This window comes from Collinsella sp. AF23-4AC (genome assembly GCF_003462685.1).
Lineage (GTDB): Bacteria > Actinomycetota > Coriobacteriia > Coriobacteriales > Coriobacteriaceae > Collinsella.
Genome location: NZ_QRVE01000007.1, coordinates 75,740 through 93,542, shown reverse-complemented (window position 1 = coordinate 93,542; position 17,803 = coordinate 75,740). Strand labels below are relative to the sequence as shown.

The 17,803-nt window shown below is 58.2% G+C and carries 20 protein-coding genes and 1 tRNA gene; 3 read left to right on the top strand and 18 right to left on the bottom strand.

From position 1 onward, the window contains the following. Window positions 1-506 precede the first annotated feature (506 nt). Window positions 507-989 carry a PTS sugar transporter subunit IIB gene (locus DWY05_RS05750; RefSeq protein WP_117820888.1) on the bottom strand — a complete coding sequence of 161 codons (483 nt, stop codon included), beginning with the start codon at window positions 987-989 and terminating at the stop codon, window positions 507-509. A 157-nt stretch (window positions 990-1,146) separates the two neighbouring features. Between DWY05_RS05750 and DWY05_RS05745 the strand changes: the two genes are divergently transcribed. Further along, window positions 1,147-1,222, top strand: a tRNA-Thr gene (locus tag DWY05_RS05745). Between the two features lie 781 nt (window positions 1,223-2,003). Next, window positions 2,004-2,369, top strand: a complete 366-nt coding sequence (locus DWY05_RS05740) for a hypothetical protein (RefSeq protein WP_117837220.1) — start codon at window positions 2,004-2,006, stop codon at window positions 2,367-2,369. Between the two features lie 135 nt (window positions 2,370-2,504). On the opposite strand, the gene DWY05_RS05735 is transcribed toward DWY05_RS05740, so the two are convergent. From DWY05_RS05735 to DWY05_RS05720, 4 genes are read right to left on the bottom strand one after another with little or no spacing between them, the layout of a single operon-like run. Next, complete coding sequence (locus DWY05_RS05735; RefSeq protein WP_117817237.1) at window positions 2,505-2,978, bottom strand: YhcH/YjgK/YiaL family protein; 474 nt, start codon at window positions 2,976-2,978, stop codon at window positions 2,505-2,507. A gap of 32 nt (window positions 2,979-3,010) precedes the next feature. Further along, entirely contained in the window at window positions 3,011-3,145 is a 135-nt protein-coding gene (locus DWY05_RS10175) for a hypothetical protein (RefSeq protein WP_255413193.1), read from the bottom strand. Between the two features lie 37 nt (window positions 3,146-3,182). Continuing rightward, window positions 3,183-4,118, bottom strand: a complete 936-nt coding sequence (locus DWY05_RS05725; RefSeq protein WP_117583558.1) for a hexose kinase — start codon at window positions 4,116-4,118, stop codon at window positions 3,183-3,185. A gap of 59 nt (window positions 4,119-4,177) precedes the next feature. Continuing rightward, a complete protein-coding gene (locus tag DWY05_RS05720) occupies window positions 4,178-5,059 on the bottom strand; it encodes an aldose 1-epimerase family protein (protein ID WP_117820890.1) in 882 nt (293 codons plus the stop codon). A gap of 156 nt (window positions 5,060-5,215) precedes the next feature. Between DWY05_RS05720 and DWY05_RS05715 the strand changes: the two genes are divergently transcribed. Continuing rightward, window positions 5,216-5,800: a flavodoxin domain-containing protein gene (locus tag DWY05_RS05715; protein ID WP_117772910.1), complete on the top strand. Its 585-nt coding sequence runs from the start codon at window positions 5,216-5,218 to the stop codon at window positions 5,798-5,800. A 75-nt stretch (window positions 5,801-5,875) separates the two neighbouring features. On the opposite strand, the gene nagA is transcribed toward DWY05_RS05715, so the two are convergent. The 13 genes from nagA to DWY05_RS05650 all read right to left on the bottom strand — a co-directional run bounded on the left by nagA (window position 5,876) and on the right by DWY05_RS05650 (window position 17,736). Continuing rightward, complete coding sequence (gene nagA, locus DWY05_RS05710; protein ID WP_117820891.1) at window positions 5,876-7,045, bottom strand: N-acetylglucosamine-6-phosphate deacetylase; 1,170 nt, start codon at window positions 7,043-7,045, stop codon at window positions 5,876-5,878. A gap of 119 nt (window positions 7,046-7,164) precedes the next feature. Beyond that, the gene (locus DWY05_RS05705; protein ID WP_117637055.1) at window positions 7,165-8,331 is read right to left on the bottom strand and encodes an SIS domain-containing protein; all 1,167 of its coding nucleotides are present in this window, start codon (window positions 8,329-8,331) and stop codon (window positions 7,165-7,167) included. Between the two features lie 114 nt (window positions 8,332-8,445). Continuing rightward, on the bottom strand, window positions 8,446-9,177 hold the full coding sequence (locus DWY05_RS05700) for a GntR family transcriptional regulator (RefSeq protein WP_117820892.1): 732 nt from the start codon (window positions 9,175-9,177) through the stop codon (window positions 8,446-8,448). A 184-nt stretch (window positions 9,178-9,361) separates the two neighbouring features. Beyond that, on the bottom strand, window positions 9,362-10,444 hold the full coding sequence (locus tag DWY05_RS05695) for a PTS system mannose/fructose/sorbose family transporter subunit IID (RefSeq protein WP_117820893.1): 1,083 nt from the start codon (window positions 10,442-10,444) through the stop codon (window positions 9,362-9,364). Next, window positions 10,434-11,234, bottom strand: a complete 801-nt coding sequence (locus DWY05_RS05690; RefSeq protein ID WP_089572403.1) for a PTS sugar transporter subunit IIC — start codon at window positions 11,232-11,234, stop codon at window positions 10,434-10,436. The genes DWY05_RS05695 and DWY05_RS05690 overlap by 11 nt, the downstream gene beginning before the upstream one ends. 90 nt (window positions 11,235-11,324) lie before the next feature. Next, window positions 11,325-11,807, bottom strand: a complete 483-nt coding sequence (gene agaV, locus DWY05_RS05685) for a PTS N-acetylgalactosamine transporter subunit IIB (RefSeq protein ID WP_117640370.1) — start codon at window positions 11,805-11,807, stop codon at window positions 11,325-11,327. A gap of 36 nt (window positions 11,808-11,843) precedes the next feature. Further along, window positions 11,844-12,125 carry a preprotein translocase subunit YajC gene (gene yajC, locus DWY05_RS05680; protein ID WP_117583566.1) on the bottom strand — a complete coding sequence of 94 codons (282 nt, stop codon included), beginning with the start codon at window positions 12,123-12,125 and terminating at the stop codon, window positions 11,844-11,846. Next, entirely contained in the window at window positions 12,125-12,568 is a 444-nt protein-coding gene (locus tag DWY05_RS05675) for a PTS fructose transporter subunit IIA (RefSeq protein ID WP_117820894.1), read from the bottom strand. The genes yajC and DWY05_RS05675 overlap by 1 nt, the downstream gene beginning before the upstream one ends. A 630-nt stretch (window positions 12,569-13,198) precedes the next feature. Further along, window positions 13,199-14,293, bottom strand: a complete 1,095-nt coding sequence (locus tag DWY05_RS05670) for a hypothetical protein (RefSeq protein ID WP_117820895.1) — start codon at window positions 14,291-14,293, stop codon at window positions 13,199-13,201. 126 nt (window positions 14,294-14,419) lie between these two features. Continuing rightward, on the bottom strand, window positions 14,420-15,505 hold the full coding sequence (locus tag DWY05_RS05665; RefSeq protein WP_117637059.1) for an isocitrate/isopropylmalate dehydrogenase family protein: 1,086 nt from the start codon (window positions 15,503-15,505) through the stop codon (window positions 14,420-14,422). A gap of 6 nt (window positions 15,506-15,511) precedes the next feature. Then, window positions 15,512-16,210, bottom strand: a complete 699-nt coding sequence (locus tag DWY05_RS05660) for a HEAT repeat domain-containing protein (protein ID WP_117820896.1) — start codon at window positions 16,208-16,210, stop codon at window positions 15,512-15,514. A gap of 12 nt (window positions 16,211-16,222) precedes the next feature. Then, window positions 16,223-16,651: a hypothetical protein gene (locus DWY05_RS05655; RefSeq protein WP_055310425.1), complete on the bottom strand. Its 429-nt coding sequence runs from the start codon at window positions 16,649-16,651 to the stop codon at window positions 16,223-16,225. 5 nt (window positions 16,652-16,656) lie between these two features. Then, window positions 16,657-17,736 (bottom strand): NAD(P)-dependent oxidoreductase, encoded by a 1,080-nt coding sequence (locus DWY05_RS05650; protein ID WP_117820897.1) that lies wholly within the window; start codon window positions 17,734-17,736, stop codon window positions 16,657-16,659. Between the last annotated feature and the right edge of the window lie 67 nt (window positions 17,737-17,803).

The window sequence follows — 17,803 nt, the reverse complement described above, 5'->3', positions numbered from 1 at the left end:
GCAGCTGGTCGAGCTCATTTTCGATAATTCTAGTGTAGTACTTCTTTGGCATATTTATCACCATTGCTACCAGCGCGTTTAACCTAATTTATAGTTTACATTTAACCAAATTTCGGTTCTCTGATTAACCATATTTACGCAATTCAATTAACGAAACAGATTTAGGAGCCATTTTTGCGAACGGCTTAAGCTGTGGTGCAGTCATTGACGTTCTAAAAGACTAGTCGAAAGGGACACTCTTTTCATAGCTCCGACACATGTGCCAACATGCCTGAAATCGGCGCGCTACAGATTGCGCCCATCTACTACTTTTACTCCCGCACCCCTGACCATACGCCCCTATTTTCAAAAATCGCACGTTCGCTACCCGCAGTTTTAATATTGCGATTTTCATCGTGCTTCGAGGTAAGCGACCAAAAGTAGTAGATGGCCCCAATTCCTGGCCGAGGGCATCTCGCCGCTCCTCCACGGGAAAATACGATCCGTTTTCCTCCGCCCCCAGGTAATCACGCGAGCAGGTTCTCGATGGGATCGGGGTCGGAGCTGGGGAGATAGCGGATTTCTAGTTCTACGCCGAGCTTTTGTAGCTCTCTGAGAGCAGCGACGTCTGCATCGCCTATGGCGACTGCGGGCGTTACAGAGCGCTTGCCCTCCCCTGCTTGCATATGGCCAATGCTAATCTTGGTGATCGGCACACCGCCCTTAACCAGCGCGAGTGCATCCGTAGGCGACGCCACCATGATGAGAATCCATTGGCGCGGCGTTGCGGTATGAATGATGTCGATGGTCCTTTGCACCGAGAAAAACCGCGTCCACACGCCATCGGGCGCCGCCACCCTCATAGGGGCCCATTGGCGCGAATCCGCCGCGATCTCATCGTTGACGATTAGGACAAGGTTGGAACCCACGGCTTCGTTCCACAGCTTAACGTCTTGCCCGTAAATGAAACGGTCATCGATGCGTGTGAGAAGAATCTTGGGTTGAGCCATCGCTGCCCCATTCTGTTTGAGACCCGTAAGAGCAAGACATCGCGTCTCCAATATTAGTGCATTTAAAGTGAGAAAAGCCGTCAGAACACTTGCGCGGATGTGCGATGTCCCGTATCATAGACAGCCGTTGACGCCTCAGTTGCGTCATCATATGGCCGCCAGCGTAGCTCAGTTGGTAGAGCACCGCTCTCGTAAAGCGGGGGTCACCGGTTCGAGCCCGGTCGCTGGCTCCATTACACAAGATAGCCGCCTTCGGGCGGCTTTTTTGTTGCCGATTTTGAGTGCGTGCGCGCCAATCCAAACATCGCCACGTCAACGGCGGCCCACTCGGTGGACTTCGGGTTTAATGCTTAGGGGCGGGGATTTACCAAAGTGAAATCTTAATGAAAAGAAACCCAGCTGCAACAATTGCCATGGTGAGGGCTCGAATTGGCCATATAGATCTAAAATAGTCACAATATACAAATGTCGAGAGATATTGGCGATATAGATGAAAAGAACTAAGGGTTTTCTTTTGCTGGTATTGATGCTGCTCGGACTGTCCTGCCTGAGTGGCCCTTCTTGGGCCAAGGCTGCCTGTCCTGAAGGTGAGCCTTAGCAGTCTTATACGGGCAGCCTGCTGATAACTGCTAAGGAGGGCGATGCCGACTCTCAGTCTGGGGTAAATCCCCTTGCCACTTTTGAGGGGGACGGCGGAACGGTAAAGCTTGACCATATTGGTAGCGGGATTTTGAGGTGGCAAGTTCTTCCGGACAAAATTGCGAACGATCCCTTCTCTTTTGCTGGAACGATTTATCTATACAAGGTTGTGAGCGGAAAACAAAAATACGTCGATTGCTATCCGACAAACGGGTCTGGAATTGCATTCACCGGCATTTCGGGGCAGATTGATACACATGTACGAAAGGGAACCTAAGTGGTGCGTTGGGTTGGAGCTGCTGCAGGTCCGATATGGATTGCGGTCTTGCGCCCCGATGTCCAAATAGGTTTCTCTCTCTAGACGGGAAGTTGCTCATGGACGCCATATATGACGGAGATGACTGGGTCGATCATTATACTTGGCGCCTGGTCGGCTCGAACGACAATGGGGATGTGGTGTTTGATGGACTATGTCAAAAGCATCTCCATCCTTTTGTCTCGTCGTTAATTGAGAGTTCCGCTCGTGTTGCCCCCTACAGCTCGGCATCGCTTCATGATACGGACGTTTTGAAGACCATAAGGGAATCAATTGACGATGGCACGATGAGCGGCCCGCTGTTTTCTCGGCTTGTGGGGCTAGATGAGATTGGCTCGAAACGACTGCTTGCGGGCGAAAAAGTGGAGCTCACTTATCGGTCGATGATTTCAATCCTGCGGCTAGCCGATGTTCTTCGCAAATAAATGAGGCTTCCCTATTCAAAAACAGAAAACCCCGCCAAACGTGATTTCCCTAGGGAAAACCCGTTTGGCGGGGTCCTAGCGTGATTTCCCTAGGGGAATCACGCCATCAGACGAACAGCTCAGCCGAGCAGCTCGCTACTCCTCCCAGTAGGCGTCGGCAAGCAACTTAAAGCAGATCTTCTTGACCGGCTGTGCGCCATCGCCCGGGAACTCGAGCGTGGGCATGTGAGGCTCGCCGGCAACGAACAACGCAAACTTGTCGTCGGCAAGATCGCCGGCGATCGAGGCGTCGGAATCGACCAAATCGTAGTCGTCCTTCTCGTCAAACTCCTGGACCAGCGTCAGGCTACCCGTAGCGACCTTAAAGGCCTCGCGACCCTCGACGTCAATCTGCAGGTCGTGATAGCGCTGATGCGTCTCATAGTGAGCCTTGTCCTCAGGACGCGTCGTGGGAGCCATGACGTTCGCAAAGACCTTGTCGCCCAGGATTGGATGGCTGCCGACCTCGAGCTCCGCCGGGTCGTTCTCCTCGAGCCAGTCAATCAGCACGTCGAGGCCCTTGAGCATTCCGCGGTATTCCTCGATATCGCCCAGTGCACCGTAAATCATCTAAATCCCCTCTCGGATCGTTTCTTTGGCGGCTACTCGGCAAACGCGTTACCGACGCTGTTGCCACCCACATACGTCTCGACCAGGCTAAGGTCGGGATTGAACACGACGAAGTCGGCGTCGCGCCCCAGCATAATGCTACCGCACTTGTCATCGGCTCTAACCACAAGCAAGCAACCGATGCCGGGGCCGACGCCCAAGCTCTTACAGCTCGGTCACGACAACGCCGTTGTAGACCTCGTCCCAACGGTCCATGACCAAGTGGCCAGTCATGGGATCCATGGCGTTGAGCTTGCCGCAGGTGTTGGCGGTACGCAGCACCGTCTCATCATCCGCGCCGGCTGCGATGGCGTGCGCGAAGCCGGCAATGGTCGAATCGCCAGAGCCCGTAGCGTTAACGGCAGGGATATCGGGAGTCTTGGCGCGGAACGCACGGCCGTTATGGAAACCCACGGAACCGGCAGCGCCCATGGACACGACGACCCAGGGGATATCGGAGAAGCGGGCATCAGAGGCGAGCGCGGCGCGGAGCTCGTCCACATCGTCGGTGGTAAAGCTCGTGCCCAGAAGGCCGTTGATCTCGGTCAGGTTAGGCTTAACCAGTTCGGGCTTAACTTCGGACTTAAGGGCGGCCTCAAGCGAAGCACCCGAGGTATCGAGCAGCACCTTGGCGCCGGCGTTCTCGGCAATGCCCGTGATCTTGGCGTAGTAGTCCGCCTCGACGCCGCGGGGCAGCGAACCCGAGATGGTGACGACGTCGGCCTTGCCCGCAAGCTCGGTAAACTTGGCGGTAAAGGCATCGAGCTCCTCGGGGGCAATCGTCGGGCCGCTCTCGAGCAGCTCGGTCTGGTTGCCGGCGTGAAGGATGTTGAGGCAAATACGAGTCTCGCCCTTGATGGGTACAAAATCATTCTTAATGCCGTTGGCATCCATGAGCTCGGCCATGTAGGCGCCCATGTGGCCGCCGAGCAGACCGGTTGCCACAACGTCGTCGCCCAGCTGATCCAGGACGCGGGCCACGTTAAGGCCCTTGCCGCCGGCGGTCTTTTCGGGCGTCACGCGGTTGACGTCGTCGATAATGAGCTCATCGAGCTGATAGCGCGTATCGACAGACGGGTTCATCGTAACGGTGAGGATCATTTTTAGCTCCTTATCTCGCAGGCTCCTTGTGCCTCGCGATACGAGTCGACAAAACGGAATTACAGAATCTCAATCGTGAACGAGCGAACGACGGTCTCCTTGGGCTTGGCGACAAGGCAGCCGCGCTTATGCTCAAGCACGTCGTCCTCATCGGAACAGGTCGAAAGGCCGCCCCAGGGCTCAACTGCCACAAAATCGCCCTCGGGCTTACTCCACACGATGAGGTACGGAAAGCCCTCAAAGCTCAGGCGAACGCCCTTGTCCTCGCCCTTTTTGGAAAGCGTGACCTGGCGGCTCTCGAGCACGTCAAAGATGGTCTCCGCAAAATCGAAGAGCTCGTGCGACAGGGGCAGCGTCTTTCCCACCATGGGGTTCTTGGAGCGCTTGTCCACGTCAATCAAGCCAGTCGAAGGGACAGCGGTGCAAAGCTCTGCAGCCTCGTCTTTCTCAAAGCGCAACTCGTAGTCCGTATAGGCCTCGCCCTCATCGAGCGGGCACCTAAAGCCGGGATGCCCACCGATAAAGAACGGCATGTCCTCGGTGCCCTCGTTGGTCACCTCATAGGAAACGCGCACGGCAGCGTCCTCGAGCGCATAACGAGCGACAAGCTTAAACGGGTAGGGATAATCGCTCAGCAGCGCGGCGTTATCCTCCGAAGCCAGGCACATCGCCAGCTCGTTCTCGCTCTGGCTCAGCAGCTTCCACTCCTGTTTGCGCGCAAACCCGTGGCGAGCGAGCTTTACATGATGCCCGGCAAACGTCATGGCGCTACCATCGCGCAGGCCTCCGCAAATCGGAAAGCAGACCGGCGCCTGGCCGGACCACACTGCAGGATCACCCTGCCACAAGTACTCTCGACCTCCGGCCTCAATCGAGGTAAACGAACCACCAGCCGTGGACACCTTAATAGAAATCGAATCGTTGGAGAGAGCGTATTCCATTGCCCATCCTTTCGAACAACTGCTTTTTGCTCGCAAGTACCCGTCTCGGCCCTGACCAAAGGACAAACCCGCACGTTCATCGATGTGTCCGGTATCCCAGCCATGCAACGGGGTACCATATAGACATTGATGCAATTACAGCTGAAAGGCGTTCTTATGCGAACCATCATCCTCTATGCCTCACGCCACCACGGCAATACGAAAAAGCTCGTGGACGCCATCGTTGAGGCGCACCCCGAAATCGATACCCTCGACGTCAAGGCGCTCGGTAAAAACGAGTACCCCGACCTGCACGAATACCATCTGATCGGCGTCGCCACGGGCATTTATTACTCCGAGATCGACAAAGATATGGCGCGCGTGCTCACTAACGTGCTGCAGCCGCAGGACAAGGTGTTTGGCCTTATGACCTACGGTGGCAAAAACAAGTGGTACGGCAAGGATATCGATGGCATCTGCCGCATGAGGCAGGCCATCTTTATGGGTGTCTACGGCTGCCCCGGCTTTGATACGTGGGGGCCGTTCAAACTCACCGGCGGTGTCCAAAAGGGACACCCGACCGCTGAGGAAATTAAGGGCGCCGTCGACTTCTTCGACAAGATCGAAGACGAGTATGGCGACATCATCGTCGAAGAGTACGCCAAGCGCGAGAAGCGTCTAGCCTACGAAAAGGAGCATCCTGCGGGAGGTCTTGTGGCCGGCGTTAAGCGCACGGCAAAGAAGATCGCTAACAAGCTGTAACTGTTAAGGTGCTTTTGAGCGTTTAACCCATACGGCGGGTCCGAGCAGATTCGGGCCCGCCGTCTTTTTCTATCGTTACTCCGTAAAGGCGTTGCCGACGCTCTGGCCGCCAACATACGTCTCGACGAGGGTGAGCTCACGGTCGAACACGACAAAGTCGGCGTCGCGACCCGGCATGATGCTGCCGCACTTATCCTCGATGTGCGCGGAGCGCGCCGGCACCTCGGTTGCCATGCGAATGGCGATATCGGCGCTGGCGATGCCCCAGTCGACGATGTTCTTGACACCCTGGGCAAGCGTGAGCACCGAGCCGGCAATGCTCTTGCCGTCGGCGAGCCAGCACAGGTTGTCCTTCATGATGACGTCCATGCCGCCACTGGTGTAGCTGCCCTCGGGCATGCCGCCGCAGCCCAGGCAGTCGGTGATGAGCACCGTATGCTGCCAGCCCTTTGCCTGCAGCAGCGCCTTGATGGCGGCAGGGTTCACGTGCTTGCCATCACAGATGATCTCGGCGTAGGTCTCGGGCGTGGACATGGCAGCACCCACGACACCGGGCTCACGGTGATGCAGACCGCGCTGGCCGTTATAGGTATGCGTAAAGCAGCTAGCACCGGCGTTGATGGCGGCGATGCACTCATCGTAGGTGGCGTCGGAGTGACCGATGCTGGTCACCACACCCTTGGCGTTCAAAGCAGCCGCATAAGCAGGGGCACCGTCGCGCTCGGCCGCCATGGCGCTCTTAACGATGCGGCCGCCCGCAGCCTCCTGCCACTGATCGAAGACCTCCTCGGAGGGGTCGATCAGATAAGCGGGGTTCTGCGCGCCCACGTGCTTCATGGTAAAGAAGGGGCCCTCCAGGTAGATGCCCTGAATGCGAGCACCGCAGAAGTCGGGGCCGCGGCCTTCGTCAGCCTGGGCGATGGCGGCGCAGGCGTCCTTAATCTGCTCGACGCCATCGGTGAACGTCGTGGGCAGCCAGCTGGTGGTACCACGACGGGCGAGCTCGGTCGAGCTGATATCGATGCCCTCGGGATCGTTATCGGTAGTCGAGTGGTTATAGAAGCCATGGATGTGGGTGTCGACCATACCCGGTGCGATCCACGATCCCGTGTAGTCCTTAATCTCGCAAGAGGGCTCGTCGGCCTGCCAGGCGCCAAAGACGCCATCCTCGACCATAAGATAGCCGCCCAGTTGCGGACCTGCCGGCAAGAAGAACTTGTCAGCCTTAATTGCGTACGTGCTCATATGCACTCCTTGCTTCTAAAGCAGTTGACCGTGGTGATACTTATACCCGGTTCAAGTAAAAACAAAAAGCGCCCGCCCGCCGTTATGAGCGGACGGGCGCCCTTACAGGGGGGACGCGATTAAGCGGTGAAGGGGTGAATCGTCACGCCCTTAACCACGCGGTTGACCGTGCCGGTGGGGCTCGGCGTATCGGGCGTGTTGCCCACGCGCACGGAGTTGAGCAGGCTGATGGCCTGGGCAAACATCACGAACGGCAGGGCGAGGTAACCCTCGGGAAGCGCCTCGTAGCCCTTAAAGGTGAAGGACTCGCCCTCGTAGACAGTAGCGCCATCCTGCTGAACGGCAACGGTGTGCTGAGCAATATCGTCGCCACCGATCTCGTTGAGGATGTCGATGTCGTACTGACGGGTGTAGGCGTCGTTGTTGACGAACACGAAGACGAGCGTCTTATCATCGACGAAGGACTTAGGTCCGTGACGATAGCCCATGGAGGTATCGTAGGAAGTAGCAACCAGACCGTGAGCGAGCTCGAGGATCTTGAGCTGGCTCTCCTGGGCAAGGCCACCGAAGGAGCCAGAACCCAAGTAGGTCACGCGGTTGAAGTCGCCAGCCAGGTAATCGGCGATCTCAGGCTCACGGGAGATGACCTCCTCGCCCATCTTGGCGATGGTCTCGACCCACTCGGCCTTCTGCTCGTCAGAGGCAGTGTCGAAAATAAGGGTAGAGAGCAGGGTCATGCAGGTGTAGGAACCAGTCATGGCGAAGCCCTTGTCGTTGGCGCGCGGGATGAGCAGCGTCAGCGCATTGGGGTCATCAGCAGACTCGACGGCGAGCTTGCCCTCGGGAGCGCAGGTGATGTTGAGGAACTTGACGTTGTGGACGAGCTCCTTGGCAACGGCAACGGCGGCAAGGCTCTCGGGGCTATTGCCAGAGCGGGCAAAGGAAACCACGAGCGTGGGATCCTCGGCGCGCAGGAAGTCGCGCGGGGCGCTCACGATATCGGTCGTGGCGATGGGCTTAAAGTCGTAGAGATCAGTGTTGCCAGCGTGACGCAGGTACGGGGCGCAGGTATCGCCAACATAGTCGGACGTACCGGCACCGGTGAAGACAACGGACAGACGGCCCTCGCCCATAGCGCGAGCCTCGGCCAGAAAGGCCTCGATGGCCTCCTTGTTCTCGCGATAGATGTTGAGCGTATCACGCCAAAGCTCGGGCTGCTGAGCAATCTCGGCCGTGGTGATCTGGGCGCCGAGCTCGGTGAGCTCCTCGACACTCTTCTCGAACATTTCTAATACCTCTCTCTAGAAGTAATCCTCTGACGTGCAATTATACACTTCGGTTGGTTATCTGGTAGTAACCAGTTAAATACAGAGAATCATCATATGGAAACGGTGCGAACACTAGTCGCTACGCTGGTGGTAAACCTTGTATTTAAACTGATCGGCACGAGCAACCGAGAGCGTATACTCCACAACCTCGTTTGACTCGTTATACGTGGTTCTGACCAAATCGAGCACAGGCGAGCCCTCGACAATTTCCAAAAGGTGGGCATCGGTGGGACGGGCTATGCTCGCATAGAACTCCTCTTCGGCCACGCGTATTTTTTGCTGAAAGTCTTGCTCAATCACATCGTAAAGCGGCTTACGCTCCAGCATCGGTCGCTTTAGGGACATAAATTGACGAACCGGTAGATAGCTGCGTTCGACCATCATGGGCATGTTATCGGCAGAACGAAGGCGCTTGAGCTTAAAAATGCGATCGCCGATACGCAATCCCATATGCTCGGCCAGATTCTTATCGGCCTCCATCTCGCAAAACTCGAGAATCGTGGTCTCGGGGTCGCGACCCATCGCGCGCATCTGCTCGGTAAAGCTGTAGGACTGCATAAGATTGGTTGCTTTTGCCGAACGGTCGGTCACAAAGGTACCGCGACCGTGCTGCCGAACCACCAGTCCTAAACGCTCCAGTTCCTGCAGAGCCAGGCGTACCGTAGTGCGCGAGAGACCATAGCGCTCCGAAAGTTCGCGCTCGGAAGGAATCATGTCACCGGCGCAATATTCATGGTCAATCTTTTCGGTCAGAATATCGACCAGCTGATCGTACAGCGGTTGCTTACGCGCTCCGATCGCCATCCTATCCTCCCATTTTCTCAAACTCGGCTTCTACCTAGGGTGTTAAGCATTATCGGTCTGTAACACCCGAATCATCAAGAAAACAAAAGCCGCGCGCTCTTTCGAGCACGCGGCTTTTAACATACACATGGCTTAAGGGGTCGGGGTGTGAGCCGCGTAGGGACACACCCCTCAAGCTAGAGCCTTACCAGATGCTCGGCCAGAGACCAAGCGGGCCAGCGCCCAGGATGCCCAGGACGAAGAGCAGCAGAATGCCCTTGGTCGGGGTCCAGCTGTGCTTAGCGAACATGTAGTAAAGCAGCAGCGTAAGCATAAGCGGGACAAGCTTCGGGACGATGGTGTTGAGGGTGTCGGCAACAGAGAAGTTGACCGGATCCTCGGTGACGGTACCGTAGGTAACGGACTCCATGCCGTTGCCCAGATCGGTGACGCCGCACGTGACAGCGTTGCCGTCGGCATCGGAAGCGGTAAGGGCGTTGCCGTCCTTATCGGTCATGGCGATGGTACCGGCCTCAGCGGTCTCGGTATCGATGCCCTCCATACCGGTGAAGTTCTTGGCCTCCTTCTCGGAGACGATCACGGTAGTAGCGGAGAGGCCACGGGTGGTGCCGTTGGGGATCTGGAGGTTGATCTGGGTGCCACCCATGGTGACGACCAGGCAACCGACGACGAAGACGCCCATGATGGAAGCGGCACGCGTGAAGGCCTGCATGTTGGCGGTCAGAGCGTCAATAGCGCTAGTGCCAAGCTTGTAGGACCAGTTCATGAGCCAGAAGCGCAGAGCGAACTGGACGGCGTTGAAGATCACCAGGAAGATGATCGGCGCAGCAGCGTTGCCGTTGATGGCCATGTTGGAGGTGATGCCGGCCGTGATAGGCACGAGCGTCAGCCAGAACAGGGCGTCACCGATACCACCGAGCGGGCCCATTGCGGCGACGCGGACGGCGCGGATCGTGGGGATGTCAACCTTGTTCTGCTCGAGCGAAAGCACGATGCCCATAACAAAGGTGACGAGGAACGGGTGGGTATTGAAGAACTCCAGGTTGTGGCTCATGGAAGCCGCGAGGTCGTTCTTGTTGGTGTGGATCTTCTCCAGACCGGGGATGATGGAGTAGAGCCAGCCAGCGGCCTGCATACGCTCGTAGTTGAACGAGGCCTGCAGGAAGCAGGAGCGCCAAGCCATCTTGTTGAGGGTCTTCTGGTCGAGCTGCGGAGCAGGAGTGAGATCCTCGTAGTGCTCCGGGATCACATACTCATTAGATGCCATCTTCGAAGTCACCTCCGTCAGAAACAGCTGCACCCTTCAGCTCGGTCTGCTGCTGGAAGTCCCAGAAAGCGATGCCGAAGCCGATGAGAGCGAGGATGAGCAGAGCAGGGGTTGCCAGAGAATCGTTGGCAACGGTGATGAGCGCGAGACCAAAGCCCATGAGGAAGAAGCCCCACATATCGCGGTTCATCATAACCTTGAGCAGGACGGCGAAGCCGACGAAGCGCATCATGCCGCCTGCAGCGGAGAGACCGGTCTGCAGCCAAGTCGGGATGGCGGAAGCGATGGTCTGACCGATGGTGGCGCCAGCGATGAAGAACAGGGTGACGACGACGGCGAAGATCAGGCCGAGCAGAGCCATGGCGAAGTAGTTCAGACGCTCGATACCCTTGGTGTCAGCGTTGTGAGCCATGTTGTCCGCGGAGGACATGAGCGGCGACATAAGCGTGAAGACCAGGGTAACGCCGAGCTGACCAAGCAGAGCGAACGGAATGGCAAGGCCGACTGCCGCGTTGGGCTCGAGGCCCGTAGCGATAGCGAGAATGGCTGCCATGATGCCGCCGATGACGGCGTTAGGCGGCTGAGCGCCTCCGATCGGCATGTTGCCGATCGTCATGAGCTGATAAGTACCACCCACGAGAAGACCGGTGTTGAGGTCGCCAAGGATAAGACCGATGACGGCGCCGGTGACGATGGGCTGATAGAGAGACTCGAGGAAGTTGAACTGGTCGATTGCCGCGACGAACGTGACGATGAAGACCAGAGCGACCTGGATGATCGAGTATTCCATCTTGCTCCTCCTTTCAAAATGTATGTACGCACTTTGGATTTCACGTACAGAATGTCAGGGTTTCATTCCTGACAGCGTGGATCATGAGGATTACGAGAAGAGCTTGCTCGTGTCCTCAACAGGCGTGCTCGGAACGCGCCTGATCTCCAACTCCACCCCCAATTCCTGCAGCTCTTTAAACGCAGCGACATCCTCGTCGTTGACTGCGACGGAGGTGGCGACTTGGCGCTTTCCTTCCGACATGTGCATGTTGCCGATGTTTACCTTCTTTATAGGCACACCGCCCTTGACGAGCGTAAGCACGTCTTCCGGTGTTTCGGCCACGATGAAGATTTTCTGGCGCGGGCTCGCCTTGCCGATGACGTCGATGGTCTTCTGCAGGGAGAAGAAACGCGTAGCGACGCCGGTGGGAGCGGCCATCTTCATGAGGTTCTGGCGCATGGTGTTGGTCGACACGTCGTCGTTAGCGACGAGGATGAGGTTGGAGCCCAGAGTGGAGTTCCACTGGGTGGCAACCTGACCATGGACCAGTCGGTTATCGATGCGGGTAAGAAGAATGTTGGGTTCTGCCATGTTGATCAGCTTCCTTTCGTTATTTGCTGACGACAGTTACTTGATCTCCTGAATCGCGTAACGCGAAACATCTACGACGGCTCCGGATCGGACTTTGATCTGGACCTTTTCGCCTTCGATGCCTTTGACGGTTCCGTAGATACCGCCGGCGAAAAGAACCTCCTGACCCGGCTTGAGCTCGGTGTGCAGCTCCTTGAAGTACTTCTGCTTCTTCTTCATGTTGATTTGCGACCAGATGGTGTAAATCAAGCCCATGATGACAAGCAAGCCCAAAAGAGCGACCGAAGAGCTCAGGACGCTGGCTCCGAAGTCGGCCATTAGATGCCGTCCTCGTCGCCGAAGATATCCTCTTCATCGGAGCCGGCAACGGATGCGACCGTCTGGGCGGTGATGCCCGTCTGGCCAACGGTCACGGCCTGCTCGCCAAGTTCGGCGAGCGTGGAGTTACCGCGGAGGAACAGAAGCTCAATAACCATGGGAAGGTTGGTGCCAGTCAGAACCTCAACGTTGTCGACATCCTGGGCAATCATCATCGACTGGTTGAACGGGGTGCCGCCAAGCAGGTCGGTAAAGACGAGCACGCCATCGCACTCCTCGCGCATGGCGGTAATAGCGGCGCGGAGATCCTCACCGTAGGAAGCAGCCTGGTCGCCCTCGAAAGGAACGACGGTAAAAGCGGGCTGGTCGCCGGCAACCATAGCGATAGCGCTTGCAAGGCCGGGTGCGAACTGTCCATGACCGGTAAGAATAAAGCCAACCATTCAAATTTCCCTTCCGAAGGTGTGTACGATCTGAGTCCGATGATGTTCGGAAGCCAGCGGGCGAGTGCCCTTAAAGCTTCTTGGAAAGCGTTCGTTGAAGACCAGTGGTTTCTAAACTGGTAGTAACCACGTGACGTGTTGTTGTCACTATATCACCCCAGAAGAGGACGCTTTCGTTGATTCATACAGTAAAACGTTTTTGCACCGCTCACGGCGAAAAATCGACCGTTTACCGCTCATTAACACTTCTACCTGCGGTTTTGAAACCGTTTCGAAATGATTTGACGAAAGATCGGATCTTTTCCTGTGTGTAAACAACGTAGGGCGGCTAAAAATAGCATGTAGAAAAATTGCAGGTCATTGTGAAGATTTGTGAATTGGTCTTTTTGACTTAATACCAGTTAGAACCAGTTTAAAAATTATCGGTGAACGGTAGTTTTTGACCGTTCACCGGTTATTTGCAATCGTTTACGGCCGTTTTCCCGGATGAATTGAGGATACCCGATGAAGCACTTGCCCGGGCGCAAGTCCTATCCTAGTGGTTTCGGTAACAAAATGCCCGCTAGAACGTTGTCGTTCTAGCGGGCTTAATCAGGTAGATCGGTTAGCGCGCAGTAGTGCAGACAGATCTTACGCAAACAGGCCGTAGATGCTGATGTTGGCCTTGGCGTAGAGGCCGTTAGCATACTCGGTCCACTTGGAGCTGGCGCTCGAGGCCTGCGAAGAGTACTGCTGGTAGGCGGTGTAGTAGGCGGTCATGGCCTGCTTGTAGGTGGCGCTATCGGTCGTAAAGGCATCATCGGCGAACGCCTTAGCGTAGGTGCTATCAGCGTCCTTCCAGGTGCCCTTTGAGCTATCCCACTCATCGCCGGCAAGGTTGATGATGTAGTCGGCGTAGTCCTTGCTCGCGGTCTCCTCGTTGCCGTCAGAAGGCTCGGTCGGAGCGGTCGGCATGCTTGCGGAGCTGTCGCCCACCTTCTTCTTGTAGAGCTTCTGCAGCGTCGCGGACTGACGGACGATCTGCTTAGCCTGGTCCTTGGACACGCCGTACTGCGTGGCCATGGTCTTGTAGTCGGAGGTGCCGATGGACTCCTCGGCGTACTTCTTCATTTCCTTGGAAGAGACGGTAATGCCCTCGTCCTCGGCAGCGTCGAGCAGAATCTTGTTGCGCACGTAGGACAGGATAACGTCGGCAGACGGAGCGGTGTAGTTGCCGTCGTCGCCCTTGACGGTGTCGAGGCTGTACTGGCTCTCGATGGCCTCGCGCGCGGTGATGTCGCTCTTCTTGCCGTTGTAGCTATAGCTTGCCACGGTCGAATCGAGCTGGTCCTCGGTCAGGGTCGCCGAGCCGACACCCTTGCCGCCAAAGCCGCCATTGCCAATAAAGAAGCCGACCACCGCAGCGATCACGACTGCAACCACGAAGGCGGCAATCATCGTCTTTTTGTGCTTGGATGCGTGGTCGTCCACATCGGAACCTAGGGCGTCATCATCCTCATCCTGGGCCTCGGGCATCAGATTCTCGTCAGCGGCGTCCGCGGCGATCTTTGCCTCCAGGCGGGCGTCCTCCTCCTCGGCGGTCGTGCCAGCGGCGATATGTTCGGCAGACGTGCCGGCGACCAGGTCGATCTTCTCGTCCTCGTCACCGTCGGGGCCTTCGCCGCGCTCGATGATCTGGATGCCGTCGATCTCGTCCTTCTCGTCCTTCTTTTGAATCAGACCCATATCAATTACTCCTTGTTAGGAAACATAGTCCCCAATAGAATACGCCCGACGAGGCGCCGGGCGTATTGATTCTTAGGTTATACGCAAACACTTAAGTACTATTTAGGCGTTTGCAGCGTGCATACCTTAGGCCAGGTGCGCGATAACGGCATCGGCAAAGGCCTGCGTGCCCACGGCGCCCTCAACGGAGCCGGTCTGAGCACGACGCACGTCACCGGTAACCTGCTCGCCCTCGTCGAGCGTGGCAGATACGGCGGCACGAATGCGATTGGCAGCATCGTTCTCGCCCAAGTGGTCGAGCATCATCGCAGCAGAAAGGATCTCGGCCGTGGGGTTGGCGATATCCTGGCCCGCGATATCGGGCGCGGAGCCGTGCGTTGCCTCGAAGATGGCGCAGTCGGCACCGATGTTGGAGCCGGGGGCCATGCCCAGACCACCCACCAGGCCGGCGCACAGGTCGCTCACGATGTCGCCGTACAGGTTGGGCAGCACCAGAACATCGAAGTCGTTGGGGTTCTGGACCAGGCCCATGCAGGTGGCGTCGACGATCTTGTCGTTGAACTCGATATCGGGATAGCCCGCGGCCACCTCGCGCGCAACGCGCAGGAACAGGCCGTCGGTCGCCTTCATGATATTGGCCTTGTGCACGGCCGTCACCTTTTTGCGGCCGCAGCGGCGGGCATACTCAAAGGCGTACTCCACAATACGGCGGCTCTTGGCGATAGAGATGGGCTTGATCGAGATGGCGGAATCGGCGGCGAATGTCTTTTGGCCCGAACGCTCGACAAGCTGCGAGAGCTCCTCGACCTCGGCTGCGCCCTCGTCGAACTCGATGCCGGCATAGAGGTCCTCGGTGTTCTCGCGCACGATGACCAGGTCGACGTCGCGGAAACGCGAGCCGTCGCCCGGCTGCGACAGACAGGGACGCACGCAGGCATACAGGTCAAAGTGCTTGCGCAGGGCCACGTTAACGCTGCGGAAACCCGTGCCGACCGGCGTGGTGATGGGGCCCTTGATGGCAACCTTAGTCTCGGCGACCGCGTCGAGCACGTGCTGGGGCAGCGGCGTGCCAAACTCGTCCATGACGCCGGCGCCGGCCTCCTGGACGTTCCAATTGATCTGGACACCGGTGGCCTCGACCACGCGGCGCATGGCCTGCGTAATCTCGGGACCGATGCCGTCACCGGGAATCAGGACTACATCGTGCGCCATAATCTGTTACTCCTCGTCTTCGGCGTCGTCAGATTTTTTAACGCTAGCACGCTTCTTCTTTTTGGAGAGATCCAGGCCAAAACGTTTAACAAGCATTTCGCAAATCTCGCTCGAACGGGCCTTGAGATAGCTGCCCTTACCGTTCTCGGCATCGAACTTAAGGCGCAGCGCGAGCTTCTCGGCAACCTCGGCGTCGATCTCGCCCTGGCAAAACTCGTACAGGCAACCGAGCATGTCGCGATACTCGAGGTCGCCGTGGTAGCACTGGATGGCCTCGTCCAGGATGGGCCAAGCCTCGCGCGAACGCTCGACGCTCGTGGCACCCCACACGCACAGCAGGCGGAAGGCGGCATAGCGCAGCGTGGAGGAGATCTCGTCGAACAGTGCGGTCTCGGCGCCCTCAAAGGCATCGCCCAGCTGCTCGGGGCAGGTGGTAGCGAGCGCCGTCAGGGCATCGAGGGCCTCCCAGCGGGTCTGCGCCTCGGGGCGGTCGAGCGCCTCGATCAGCGCAGGCACGCAGGGCACGACGCGCTGCGGGTCACGCTCGGCCAGCAGATGCAGCACGCGGGCGGCAAACTGGCGGATGCGGCGCGTGGGGCAGCCGAGCTCCTTGACCAGACGGTCGACGGCGTTCTCGTTCTCCTCTGCCAGCTGAAGCTGTGCCAGCTCCTCGTCGGTGAGCTGTTCGTCTTTGTTTTCTGCCATAGTTACCTCTTCTTATTTCTTAGCGTGCTTGCCAGCACCCTTGCTGTCATCGGTGACCGAGATGAGCTGTCGGTCGGCTGCGCCATTGCGACGCGCACGGCGGCGTTCCTCGGCGTCGCCCGCGTCGGCGGCGGCGCGATGGGCCTTGTTGACGTTAAAGACCTCGTCGTGCTTGCGCCACGGACCGACGGACTCGCCAAAGCTCATCTTAAGGCCGGCGATAAAGCCGCCGAGCCAGCCGATCGGCGCAAACTGCACCAGCGGGAACAGTGAGAACACCCAGGTCAGCAGGACGACTGCCGCCGCGCCTGCAAAGTTGGCAATCCAGTAGTCGCGCTTGGTGATCACGCGCTTTTCGCAGGCCCACTGGCCGCACAAAAAGCCAATGTAGATCGCAAAGAGAAAGAGCACCAGCGCGAGCACCACGAACGTCCAGCTCATGGGCGCTACTCCTCGTGATGATGGCCGCAGCAGCACTCGTGGCCGTCGTCATGGCCGTGGCCGCCGCAGCACTCGTGGTCCTCGCCGTGATGGTGACCGCAACCGCACTCGTGGTCGTCGCCATGCTCGCCGCAACCGCAGCCGTCCTCGTGGGCACCGTGCTCCTCGGGACGATACTGCGACCAGTCCAGACCGGCGGCGATGGCATCGGCCTCCTCCTTGTAGAGGACCGTGATGGCCTGGGTGCCCAGCTTGGCGCCACCGATGGCGTCGAGCATGTCGTAGAGCGTAAAGGCCACGTCGGCGCCGGGCAGCGCGAGCTCGCGGTCATCGGCGTAGGCGAGCGCCAGACGCAGATCCTTAATGAAGTGCTCGACCATAAAGCCGGGCTTGTAGTCGCCGTCGAGCGCCTTGGGGGCTAAGCTCTCCATAGCGCCGGACTTGCCGGTGCCGCCCAGGATCATCTGGCGGGTCTTCTCCAGGTCAAGGCCGCTCAGCTCGGCAAATGCCATGGCGTCGGCCATGCCGACCATGCAGGCGCCCAGCGACACCTGGTTGGCGAGCTTGGCAGCCTGGCCCTTGCCGGCGCCATCGAAGCAGCAGATGTTGGCCGCAAAGGTGGCAAGGATATCGCGGACCGGCGCGATGTCGTTCTCGGTGGCGCCCACGATAGCCGTGAGCGTGCCGGCGATGGCGCCCGACTCGCCGCCGGTGACGGGGCAGTCAAACGCCATGCGACCGGAGACTTGAGCGGCCTCGGCAATGTCACGGGCGAGCTCGGGCGAGCTCGTGGTGAGGTCGATCAAGACCGCGCCCGGCTTGGTGCACGCGAGCAGGCCGTCGCCCGCCAGGTAGAGCTCCTCGACCTCGGAGGGATAGCCCACCATGGTAAAGACGACATCGGCGTTCGCCGCGGCATCGGCCGGCGTATCGGCCCAGACGGCGCCGCGCTCAACGAGCGCTGCGGCCTTGGACTTGGTGCGGTTGTTGACCGTGACGGGATAGCCGGCGTCCAGGATGTGGCCGGCGATGGGGGCACCCATGATTCCGGTGCCGATAAATGCGACGGAGAGCTTGTTTGCCATGAAACCTTTCCTTTTGGGTTGGGTGTTATTACCAGGTTGAATACTCGGTGCCAGCGTTTGGGCTGTG